Origin of the sequence: Algoriphagus boritolerans DSM 17298 = JCM 18970, assembly GCF_900108085.1 — a bacterium.
In the GTDB taxonomy this organism is placed as follows: Bacteria; Bacteroidota; Bacteroidia; order Cytophagales; family Cyclobacteriaceae; genus Algoriphagus; species Algoriphagus boritolerans.
This window is the reverse complement of sequence record NZ_FNVR01000034.1, coordinates 36996-47574: the sequence shown is the minus strand read 5'-3', so window position 1 is coordinate 47574 and position 10579 is coordinate 36996. Positions and strand designations below refer to the sequence as shown.

The window sequence follows — 10579 nt, the reverse complement described above, 5'->3', positions numbered from 1 at the left end:
GTGACTTACAGCGACCCGGAAAGTGGTGAAATACTGGAGTTTATCACCAACCTCAAAGGGCTTGATGCCCTGACCATAGCCCTGCTTTATAAAAACAGATGGGTCATTGAAGTGCTTTTCAAGCAAATCAAGCAGAATTTTGAGCTGAAATACTTTTTGTCGGACAGTGAAAACGGAATCAAAATTCAGATATGGGTGGCCCTGATCCTAAATCTGCTGTTCACGGTGCTACATAAACGGGTTAAGGAAGCCGAGGACTTTTCCACCATGGTGATGGTGGCGGCGAAAAATCTATGCTCTTATGTCAGCCTTGAAAAGTTTCTGCTTCACACAGAGGCCTATTTTAAAAGTATATTTCAAAAGGATCTTAAAAATGTACAAACAGAATTGTTCTTCTCTGGGTAGGGGGTGCTTTTGAAAAGAATAAAAAAGGCCCTCTAAAATTAATCTGAAGCACTTTCTGTACTTTGTGGAATTAGTCGGACGACAGTAAAAAAAATTATTTCTTTGAATTTGCCCGAGAAATAAACCGATTTGAGGATAAACGGTAACTATTCTATTAACTCACCACCTTCACCCTCCTTGCCAGGGGAATGCACAGTACACTGAAGAAAATGGCCAAATAGCCCACAATATTGAAATTGGTCAATTGACCCAGTTCATTTTCACCAATAATCAATCCGGCAATCAGCGATGCCAGGCCCGCTGCCATTTGCTGAACGGCAGAGTTAAAACTCAGAAAACTTCCTCGATTTTCGGGTTTAGCCGTCCCTGTGATCATCGCTGTGGCGGGTACAAACCGACCATTAGAGGTTACAAAAAACATCGTTGTGATCAGCAATACATAGGGGATTGGCGTGACTCCCAAATGCGTGATCACTCCGATCGGGACTAAATTGAATACCATAAAAATGGTAAAAATCTTCAGTTTGCCATACTTATCAGACAAGCGTCCTACCCAAGGGGAAGTGAAAATAGTAAATGCCCCACCCGCGATGTAGATATAGGTCAGTTCCATTTCAGTGAAGCCCACATTGGCCACATTGTAAGGACTCAGGAAAGGAATAATCATAAACTGACCAAACATCATCATCACCGAAAGCGTAATGGCACGCATCTGATTGCTGTTGCTGGTCACTCTGGAAATCACTTCCATGGGATGTGGCCGTTTGATTTCTTTGCTCAAATGCTCCCGGATCGGAGGAATGAATTTGTAAATCATCCCCAAACTCAGGAATGCCAAACCGGTCAAAATGTAGAAAGGCATGTGCCAATTGGACAAACTCGCCAGAAAAAGACCGAGTGGCACTCCCATCACTGAGGCAAAAGAAAACGCAGCCATGACCAAACCCATCGCACTTCCCCTTCGCTCATCTGGAATCAGATCGCCGATGATTGCCAAAATCAAAGCGGAAGTCAATCCTCCAAAAATACCGGAAATCACCCGTGCAGCTAAAAGTACCGGATAACTGGGTGACAAAGCACAACCTAGCGTTCCAATCGTAAATCCAACATACACCCAGATCAGAATTTTTTTCCGGTCAAATCGATCCAGAAAAAAAGCTCCAAAAAAGCTGGAAATCCCCGCACTGAAGGTGTATGATGAAACCAATAAACTAAACTCACTCGGTCCAATATCGAAAATTCTCATCAGCTGCGGCCCCAGCGGCATGAGAATCATAAAATCTACTATGTGAATAAAATTGATGGCGGCGAGTGTCCAAAGAATCGCTTTTTCTTTCTTCATTTCAAAAATCTATGGTTTGAAAACCCGCATTTAAAAAATTAAGTTTGAAGATTGTAATATATTTTCAGGAAATCCCCAGTTGGACAAATGTTTCGGGAATGGCATCAATCAGGTCCGATGCTATAGTTCCTCTTAGGTAATGTTCTCCGGCAATTTCCCCGGCAAGTCCGTGATGATACACCCCACAAAACATTGCATTCGCAGAGCTATATCCCTGACCCAGGAAGGAAGTTAGCATTCCGGTCAACACGTCTCCCGAACCACCAGTCGCCATATATGGAGTACCGGAAGAGTTAAAAACCTGTCTTCCATCTGCTAGACAAATTACTGAATTGGCACCTTTTATCAGTAAGTTAAGCTCTAGGCTCCGACAAAAATCAGCTGCTTTTTCGAGCCTTGCCAGATGATTTGAAGTATCTCCCAAAAGCCGATCAAATTCCTTCAAGTGCGGGGTTAAAATACTTCCTTTAGGTATTAAGTGGACCAAATCCGGGTTCTCAGACAGAATGGTCAATGCATCCGCATCAATCACCATCGGGTTTTTGAATCGATGAAAGATTGATTCAAGTAATGCTGATTTCCCCATCACTCCCAAGCCGGGTCCAATTCCAATTGCATCAAATCTTGATAAATCGGTTGGAAGCTCAAACTGACACATGGCTTCCGGTACAGCGATTTGGATGATTTGCCGCTCTGATTTCGGCATCAAGGCAGTTACCAAACCAGAGCCACTACGAAGCGCAGCTTTACAGGATAAGATAGCAGCACCCATTTTACCTTCACTTCCGGCTACAATCAGCACCTTTCCAAAATCCCCTTTATGGGAAAATCGGTGAAATTTTCGATGAAAGAAAGGAACATCCTCTTTTCTTAGATAATAAGAAGTGCTATCAAACAGGTCATATTCGGTATCCGCAATGCCAATATCCACTAAAATCAGCTCTCCTGTCACGGCAGCATGTTCCGGGAAAAGAAGAGAGAGCTTTGGGAAAGCAAAGGTGACTGTAAAATCAGCTCGTACACATGCTCCCGATAAGAGATCATCTGAGGGTAGTCCGCTGGGAATATCTACAGAAATGACTTTTCCATCAAAGGAATTAATTTTTTGAATGATCGCTTTAGCAGTTGACCTCAACTCACCCGTTAATCCTACACCTAAAAATGCATCAACTACTATCCCATCCTTACTTTTGTCAAATTCATTCCAATCCATAACTCGAATTCCATCAGGCAAAAGTTTGAAATTCACTAATGCATCTGAACTCAACTTTGCGGATTCGTCAAAACACTTCAAAACAGAAACTTTAAATCCTGACGTGTCCAATAATCTGGCAATGGCAAAACCATCTCCTCCGTTATTACCGGCACCACAAAAGATATTTACAGGGGCTGAATGATCAAAACCTTTACCATTCCACCAGTCAACGAAGCCTTTTGCCGCGCGTTCCATCAATTCTAAGCTGGAAATCCCAGTAGTTTGAATGTGATTGGCATCGAGCAGCTTTACTTGCCAACCTGGTATAATCTTCAGCATAGCTAAATCTTTTGAGGAGCAATTGAATATTTTGGGATAGTCACAAAAATCAGGAACCCCAAACCAAAGAGGAAGAACACCCCCAAAGAAAGGGCACTATTCCGCATACTTCCTGTCCACTGTTCGATCGCACCATAGGTGAACGTCCCAATTACAATGGCGAGTTTTTCGGTCACATCATAGAAACTAAAGAACGATGCATGTTTGGTAGTTTCATCAGGAATCAGTTTCGAAAAAGTAGATCGGGAAAGGGACTGAATTCCACCCATGACCATCCCGACAACAAATGCCAAGGCATAAAATTCGTAAACAGTATAAACATAATATGCTGCGCCACAAATCCCAATCCATATCAACACCATGATCATCAAACTGGCTATATTTCCATAAAGCTTAGAAACAAAAGCAAAAAGGTAACTCCCAGCGATGGCAACAAACTGTATAATCAGCACGGTAAGGATTAACTGATCACCGGGCAATCCCAATTCTTTATCTCCAAATGAAGCTGCCAAGTACATCACAGTCTGTACTCCCATAGAATAAAAAAAGAATGCTACCAAGAAGCGCTTCATCACAGGAATTTGTTTGACCTGTGAAAAGACCTTTTGGATTTCCTGATACCCCTTTAGCAGGAACCTACTTTGAATATTTTTTTTGTATGGATTTTTGGGTAGCATTCGAAATGGTATCTGAGAAAATCCGGCCCACCACAGTCCTGTGATCAAAAAAGAGAAACGTGGTGCAAAACTACCCTCCGGCACTCCAAACGACTCCGGAGATTGAATCATAAGCAAGTTAAATACCAGCAAAATCACACTCCCAATATATCCTAAGGCAAATCCGCGAGCACTAAGGAAATCATATTCATGCTCGGCTGCGATTTCAGGTAAATAGGCATTGTAAAAAACGATACTTCCAGCGTATCCAATACTGGCTAGGACGCTGCATATTATTCCAAATTCCAGATTATTGCCATCAAAAAAGAATAATCCAATGCAGGAAATTGACCCCAGATAAGCGAATAACTTCATAAAAAATAGCTTTTTGCCGGAGGCATCAGCAATACCTGAAAGTAAGGGAGACAAAATTGCGATTACCAAAAAAGAAAAAGAAATTGAATAGGAGTACAAAACCGTATTGACAACCTCAAATCCAAAAAAATCAACGCTATCCGAACCGTCAATTCCCCTGGTGACACTATTGTAATACACCGGAAAAATCGTGGAAGTGATCACCAAACTATAGACAGAATTGGCCCAATCATACATGGCCCATGCACCCTGAACCTTATTTTTATTCGTTAGCGTTAGTTTCATTTTTTCCCAAACAAAAAAGCCATCCGCTAGGCGAATGGCTTTAAATATAGAAATTGAATCGTTAATTGACTACTCTTCCTGTGGAAGCATAGAGCACTCTTCGGGCGTCGGCATTCCTCAATTCAGTCTGAACATCAGAGATAGGACCCATTTTAACATCCTTGTCTATTTTCATAGAAATTGTGATTAATCCTCTATCCGCCTCAGGAAGCATATCCCGCTCTTGATTGACCCACTGGACGATTTCAGGAGCACTAATCAAGACGTCATTTGCTTGAACTCGCGGTTCAGACCCATACAAACCTGTATTTTTTGGCTTTCCAATATACAAATAGGAAATCAAGGTTTTATTTTGAAGTTTTTGAAGCTGAGTAGCTTGAGGTATTTTTTGCTCCACCAGTAAGTCCTGTTCTCTTAACACAGTGGTCACCATAAAGAAGAACAAGAGCATGAATACAATATCTGGAAGGGAGGCTGTCGAAACACCTGGATCAGCTTTCGGTTTTTTCTTAAACTTAGACATATCAGTTTCCTCCTATTTTATCTGGTTCTGCAATGGAAATTGCCATCGGGATACCTTCCTTACCCCTATCTTGAAGGAGTTTTGAGGCCTCGTCATCACCGGTCAGTGCCCGGTACTCATCGGCTGTCAAACCTACTCGTTCCCCGTAAATCTCGAAGTAGGCTTTCTTAGCAAGATCAAAAACCTCCAAGTAAAGCTCATAGCTTGTACCACGGTTTGTTTTGATAGAAACTACTGCTTCTCCGGGATGATCGGAAGACTCAGGCCGACGGAGTGCTTTGGCCTGAAGTGAAGCTGGTAAAGAATTGAATAAGGCTGTTGCCTCTTCATCAGGTGCACCAAAATTCAAAATGAAGTCTTTGATATCCTGATCTAAAGCTTCAGGAGTTCTTCTATATTCACCTTCTACCAACAGATCATCATTTGCATTGATCAAAATATTGAAAATATTTCGCTCATTTTTCTGAATATCAGGTGGAGGAACATTTGGATCCAATTTCGGAGGAAGAATATTTAAAATACCCTTATCCGAAGCGATCGTAGTCGTAACGAGGAAGAAGATCAAAAGCAGGAAAGCGATGTCAGCCATCGAACCTGCGTTTACCTCCGTGGTCGTTCTGGTTTTCTTTCTTGCCATTTTGTTACCTGATAGCTTTGTTGAGTTCTGTAATCACGATGCCTACGATGGCAACGATTGTCAATACATACGTGGTGATCATCAAACCGCCCACCATTTGAGACATGGCAGGGGTCAGATTAAACGGATCACTCTCGAATTTTGGCAATACTTCGTTGCTGGAGATACTGTAGCAAATAAAGAATAGAACCAAAATCGCCAATACCCCAAGTCCGGTTTTTAGCAAACTTTTAGGATCGTCAAGTGATTTAATAAGTGGAAGTAGAATGGAAAATACCGCTCCGATTCCCACTAAGACGTAGCTCACATAGAGCATGATATCATAAGTATCCATAGTATCGATTCTTAGTTAATTTTTTTGGATTTGATTTAGACAAAAATGATGACTTACGGATTACTTACCGGTCAATTTGTGCTTAACCAATACGTCTACCAAAGAGATAGAAGCATCTTCCATGTCGTTAACCAAAGAATCAATTTTTGACACGAGGTAGTTGTAGAACAACTGAAGGATAATCGCAACGATCAAACCAGCAACTGTAGTCAAGAGAGCGATTTTAATACCTCCCGCAACCAATGAAGGAGAAATATCACCCGCAGCCTCGATCGCGTCAAATGCAGCAATCATACCGATCACAGTACCCATGAAACCCAACATCGGAGCTAGGGAGATAAATAGGGAGATCCAAACCAAGCCTTTTTCCAAACGACCCATTTCAACGGAACCATAAGCGATGATTGATTTCTCGACCATTTCAATACCTTCAGAGTATCTCATTAGGCCTTGAGTAAAGATTGAAGCAACAGGACCTTTAGTGTTTCTGGTGATGTCTTTAGCAGCTTCAATACCACCTGTTGACAATGCATCTTCCACTTTCAAGATCAATTTCTTGGTATTGGTAGTAGCCAAGTTCAAGGAAATAATTCTTTCCAAAGCAATCGCAAGACCTAGGATCAAACAGATCAATACCGGGGTCATGTAAAGGGGATCACCTTCAATGAATTTTTCTTTGATCACCTGATGGAAGCTTTGTTCCTCAGCGACAATCTCGTCGTCAACAATAGTTGGTGAAGCAGCAGGTTCAGGTGCTGGGGTTACTTCTTCTGTAGCAGCAGTATCTGCTGGTGCATCTTGTGCGTTAGCAAAGACAGGAACAAACATGATACCTGCGAGCATGAACAAAGCGATTAACTTTCTCATAATGTGTTTTGAATTAGACTTTTGATAAAGGTTAAATGGTTTCCAGATTAAAATCGAGTTTTAAAGTTATGATTTTTTAAATTCAAAAAACAAGAGCGTCTTTTAACTTTTTTGAATGATTCCCCTGTTTAAATCAAATTTAAGGCAATTTTTACATGAATGGAATGTTGAAATTATTTTTTCAAATTCAGAAAAACCACTCATGGTTTTAATATAATGGTGTTTTTTAGCAAATGCATGAAAATACCTATATGAAGTCCCAAGCTTATCTATTTTTTACCAATTAAACCAACCCTTTTTACGGTTTCGTCGAAAAGAAATTTCTTTTTTCTATCTGTAAAGGACTTTTTGAATTTAAAATGCAGGTTGAGCAAACTATTTTTTCCAAGGGTATGCTGCTATAACACCTTTTACGAATTTACAAATAATAAACAATAAACACTGTCATTCCACTTTTACCTAAAAAATAAAAAACCAGCCTCGTTGCCAAAGCTGGTTTATCGCAGAGAGAGAGGGATTCGAACCCTCGATACCCTTGAGGGGTATACACACTTTCCAGGCGTGCTCCTTCAGCCACTCGGACACCTCTCTGTATCTGATTTTCGATGATTTGAGAATCGGAGTGCAAAGAAAATTATTATTCCTGCCGTTTCCAAACTGATACTCAAAATTCCAAGAAAATCAGACGGTGATCTCTCCCGCCAAGGACTGGGTCAGCTTAAAACATATTTCATCCCGGGTATAATTCTGTCCCAATAAAAACATCATCTTGGTCACAGCAGCTTCGGTGGTCATATCTGCCCCACTTACTACACCAACGGCAAGCAATTCCTTACTCGTTTCGTATCGACCATGGATCACTCGTCCACCGTTACACTGCGAGACATTCAATATGATCAGGCCCCTTTTTATCGCCCTATCCAGAGATTTCATAAACCAAGCCTCTGATGGGCTATTGCCGGAACCATAGGTCTCCAAGACTACTCCACGGAGACCATCGATGTTGAAGCAAGCGTCCATGATCTTATCCGTTATCCCGGGAAACAACTTGAGAACCATTACCCTATTATTCAAATGATTCATTTTGACCAATTTACGCTTGGGGTCAAACGGACGTATCGCATTCATATTATAGTCGATTACAATTCCGGCTTCCGCAAGCGAAGGGTAATTTTCGGATTCGAAAGCATCGAAATGAATGCTTTGAACTTTTTTGGATCGATTTCCCCGTAAAAGCATGTGATTGAAAAATATACAAACCTCAGGCACAATGGGTATATTATTAATTTTTGCAGTAGCAATTTCTAAAGAGGTCATCAAATTCTCCCTCGCGTCCGACCGCATCGCCGATATCGGCAACTGCGCACCAGTGAAAATTACCGGTTTATTAAGTCCCTGAAGCATATAGCTCAACATCGAAGCAGAATAAGCCATCGTGTCGGTCCCATGTAAAACCACAAAGCCATCATAGCTGTCGTAATTCTCATAAATGATGTAGGCCATATCTATCCAATGCCGCATGGTGACATTGGATGAATCGATTGGCTCGGGAAATGAGATCACTGTAATCGCTATATCCATATTGGAAAGAATCGGAATCTTCTCCAGAATCTGACCAAAATTAAAAGGAACTAGTGCCCCTGACTCATCATAGGCCATGCCAAGCGTACCACCGGTGTAAATAATCAAAACAGAAGCTGTATTTGCTGTTTTCAAACCGGTATTGAGGCGGACAATTTTATAATTCATCTAATGATTTCCTTAAATAAATCCAACGCATTTTTTTTGGTAATCATCGCTACCTCTTCCGAAGAGATCTGAAGCAAATCCCCCACCCGTTGGGCGATTACAGGTAAATAAGCCGGTGTGTTTCTTTTGCCTCTGTAAGGAACCGGAGCCAAATAGGGAGTGTCAGTTTCCAAAACCAGATTTTCTAATCCAATAAAAGGAATTACCTGATCAAGTCCTCCATTTTTATAGGTAGAAACTCCTCCTATGCCCAGCAGGAACCCCAGCTTAATAATCCTTTTAGCCTGATCCAATGAACCGGTGAAACAATGAAAAATACCCGTGAGGGAGCCATCCTGAGCTTTTTCTATGATCTCAATCGTCTCATCGATGGATTCCCTACAATGCAATACAATGGGTAAGTTCTTTTCTTTTGCCCAACCCAGCTGAATAGTCAGCGCTTCCTTTTGTCGTTCAAAGCTGCTTTTATCCCAATACAGATCTGTCCCAATTTCACCTACAGCCGCAAATGATCGCTTATTGAGCCAATCTTCCATCACATAGAGCTCCTGCTCAAAATCCTCCTTGACATCGCAGGGATGCATTCCCATCATCGGAATGCACATATCACCATACCGCGATTCACATTCAAGCATGCGGTCGATTGACTCTACATCCACATTGGGCATATAAATTCGCTCAATCCCTGCTTTTCTGATTTCATCGATGACCTCATCCCGGTCAGAATCAAACTTAGAAGAATAAATATGCGCGTGGGTTTCTATGAGGTTCATGGGTATTTTCGGGCTTTCCATTCTATTTGCCCGGGCCAAAAGTAATAAAGAATCGTCAGGCTAAAGTTCCAAATCTGGTAAAATTCAAAGAGAAACAATGCCCAAAAGTCTGTTTGCTGTCTTACTTTTCCGGAGAAAATATGCACAAACAGACTTTGAAAAAGTATTTTAATCACTAAAATTGACAATCCAATCCCCCAGTCCATTCCAATGAGGGCCAAGATTGCCGGATAAAATGCAACCTGAAGGCCCAGGATGATTTTCCATGAAAAGGAAAGTGTCATCGCACCTGCCATCCAGCGCTTTCGCTGCTTGAGAAGCGCCGTTAAATCTTTTTCGGCTTTGGTTTTGACCAGAAAAGCTTCACTGACTTGGTGTCTGATTTTAAAGCCAAGGCTGTGGATTGCTTTGGATATTTCAAGGTCTTCTGTCAGTGAAAATGGAATCTTCCCGAATCCACCACAGGCATGATAGGCCTTTTTTCGGATTACCATATTATTGCCCAGTCCGGTGGTAGGCAGGCCCAAGTCTGTTACGATTTTGACTATACCCAAGGTATTCCACCAGTCAATCTCCTGCATTTTTTCAAACAGACTTCTGCTTTTGACTTGAGTGATCCCTATCACCAGTCCTGTATCCTTATCGAAACAGTTGATTCCTTCTTTGATCCAGTCTTTGGGCACTTCGCAATCTGCATCGGTAAAAAAATAAAACGCTCCTGAGGCTTGCTCACTCATAATAGCCAGTGCATTTGCTTTACCATTCAGTTGCTTCGTATTTCCTTGATCCGGTCTTATCGTAATGAGTTTTCTGTTATCCGACAACCTCACCCAATCCGATGCGATTTGAGCCGTTTTATCTTCACTTTGGTCATCGGCAATGAGGATTTCAAGCAACTCGGCAGGGTAATCGAGCAATTCCAAACTCCGAAGTAATCTTGGAATGTACTTTTCTTCATTTCGAGCGGCTATCAATACCGTCACTTTAGGCTTCTTGCTTTTCTGGACGAAATAATTCTTCCAGTTTGCTTTCAACAAAATCAATAGAAGAATGTATTGGATCACCAATATTCCTGAGAAAAATCCTGCCCAGATCATCT

At 41.5% G+C, this 10579-nt stretch carries 11 protein-coding genes and 1 tRNA gene; 1 reads left to right on the top strand and 11 read right to left on the bottom strand.

Going from position 1 to position 10579, the window contains the following annotated elements; translation table 11 throughout:
* On the top strand, window positions 1-405 hold a 405-nt coding region (locus tag C4S61_RS19290), incomplete at its 5' end, for a transposase (RefSeq protein WP_146064444.1).
* A gap of 154 nt (window positions 406-559) precedes the next feature.
* Here C4S61_RS19290 and C4S61_RS19285 read toward each other — a convergent pair.
* The 11 genes from C4S61_RS19285 to C4S61_RS19235 all read right to left on the bottom strand — a co-directional run bounded on the left by C4S61_RS19285 (window position 560) and on the right by C4S61_RS19235 (window position 10577).
* Window positions 560-1747 (bottom strand): MFS transporter, encoded by a 1188-nt coding sequence (locus C4S61_RS19285; protein ID WP_103926425.1) that lies wholly within the window; start codon window positions 1745-1747, stop codon window positions 560-562.
* A gap of 64 nt (window positions 1748-1811) precedes the next feature.
* A complete protein-coding gene (locus C4S61_RS19280) occupies window positions 1812-3281 on the bottom strand; it encodes an NAD(P)H-hydrate dehydratase (protein ID WP_103926424.1) in 1470 nt (489 codons plus the stop codon).
* A gap of 2 nt (window positions 3282-3283) precedes the next feature.
* Window positions 3284-4597: an MFS transporter gene (locus C4S61_RS19275; RefSeq protein ID WP_103926423.1), complete on the bottom strand. Its 1314-nt coding sequence runs from the start codon at window positions 4595-4597 to the stop codon at window positions 3284-3286.
* A gap of 61 nt (window positions 4598-4658) precedes the next feature.
* Window positions 4659-5120 carry an ExbD/TolR family protein gene (locus tag C4S61_RS19270; protein ID WP_103926422.1) on the bottom strand — a complete coding sequence of 154 codons (462 nt, stop codon included), beginning with the start codon at window positions 5118-5120 and terminating at the stop codon, window positions 4659-4661.
* A 1-nt stretch (window position 5121) separates the two neighbouring features.
* Window positions 5122-5757, bottom strand: coding sequence for an ExbD/TolR family protein (locus tag C4S61_RS19265; protein ID WP_103926421.1), 636 nt, complete (start codon window positions 5755-5757; stop codon window positions 5122-5124).
* A 4-nt stretch (window positions 5758-5761) separates the two neighbouring features.
* Window positions 5762-6091, bottom strand: a complete 330-nt coding sequence (locus C4S61_RS19260) for a hypothetical protein (RefSeq protein WP_103926420.1) — start codon at window positions 6089-6091, stop codon at window positions 5762-5764.
* A 60-nt stretch (window positions 6092-6151) separates the two neighbouring features.
* A complete protein-coding gene (locus C4S61_RS19255; protein ID WP_103926419.1) occupies window positions 6152-6958 on the bottom strand; it encodes a MotA/TolQ/ExbB proton channel family protein in 807 nt (268 codons plus the stop codon).
* 503 nt (window positions 6959-7461) lie between these two features.
* Window positions 7462-7549, bottom strand: a tRNA-Ser gene (locus C4S61_RS19250).
* A 90-nt stretch (window positions 7550-7639) separates the two neighbouring features.
* Entirely contained in the window at window positions 7640-8707 is a 1068-nt protein-coding gene (locus C4S61_RS19245; protein ID WP_103926418.1) for an asparaginase, read from the bottom strand.
* Entirely contained in the window at window positions 8704-9480 is a 777-nt protein-coding gene (locus C4S61_RS19240) for a TatD family hydrolase (protein WP_103926417.1), read from the bottom strand. Before C4S61_RS19240 ends, C4S61_RS19245 begins: the two co-directional genes overlap by 4 nt.
* A complete protein-coding gene (locus C4S61_RS19235; protein ID WP_103926416.1) occupies window positions 9477-10577 on the bottom strand; it encodes a glycosyltransferase in 1101 nt (366 codons plus the stop codon). The genes C4S61_RS19240 and C4S61_RS19235 overlap by 4 nt, the downstream gene beginning before the upstream one ends.
* Between the last annotated feature and the right edge of the window lie 2 nt (window positions 10578-10579).

Excerpts from the sequence above, each read along its gene's own strand:
- C4S61_RS19285 (WP_103926425.1), bottom strand. The coding sequence starts at position 1,747 with ATGAAGAAAGAAAAAGCGATTCTTTGGACACTCGCCGCCATCAATTTT.
- C4S61_RS19280 (WP_103926424.1), bottom strand. The coding sequence starts at position 3,281 with ATGCTGAAGATTATACCAGGTTGGCAAGTAAAGCTGCTCGATGCCAAT.
- C4S61_RS19275 (WP_103926423.1), bottom strand. The coding sequence starts at position 4,597 with ATGAAACTAACGCTAACGAATAAAAATAAGGTTCAGGGTGCATGGGCC.
- C4S61_RS19270 (WP_103926422.1), bottom strand. The coding sequence starts at position 5,120 with ATGTCTAAGTTTAAGAAAAAACCGAAAGCTGATCCAGGTGTTTCGACA.
- C4S61_RS19265 (WP_103926421.1), bottom strand. The coding sequence starts at position 5,757 with ATGGCAAGAAAGAAAACCAGAACGACCACGGAGGTAAACGCAGGTTCG.
- C4S61_RS19260 (WP_103926420.1), bottom strand. The coding sequence starts at position 6,091 with ATGGATACTTATGATATCATGCTCTATGTGAGCTACGTCTTAGTGGGA.
- C4S61_RS19255 (WP_103926419.1), bottom strand. The coding sequence starts at position 6,958 with ATGAGAAAGTTAATCGCTTTGTTCATGCTCGCAGGTATCATGTTTGTT.
- C4S61_RS19245 (WP_103926418.1), bottom strand. The coding sequence starts at position 8,707 with ATGAATTATAAAATTGTCCGCCTCAATACCGGTTTGAAAACAGCAAAT.
- C4S61_RS19240 (WP_103926417.1), bottom strand. The coding sequence starts at position 9,480 with ATGAACCTCATAGAAACCCACGCGCATATTTATTCTTCTAAGTTTGAT.
- C4S61_RS19235 (WP_103926416.1), bottom strand. The coding sequence starts at position 10,577 with ATGATCTGGGCAGGATTTTTCTCAGGAATATTGGTGATCCAATACATT.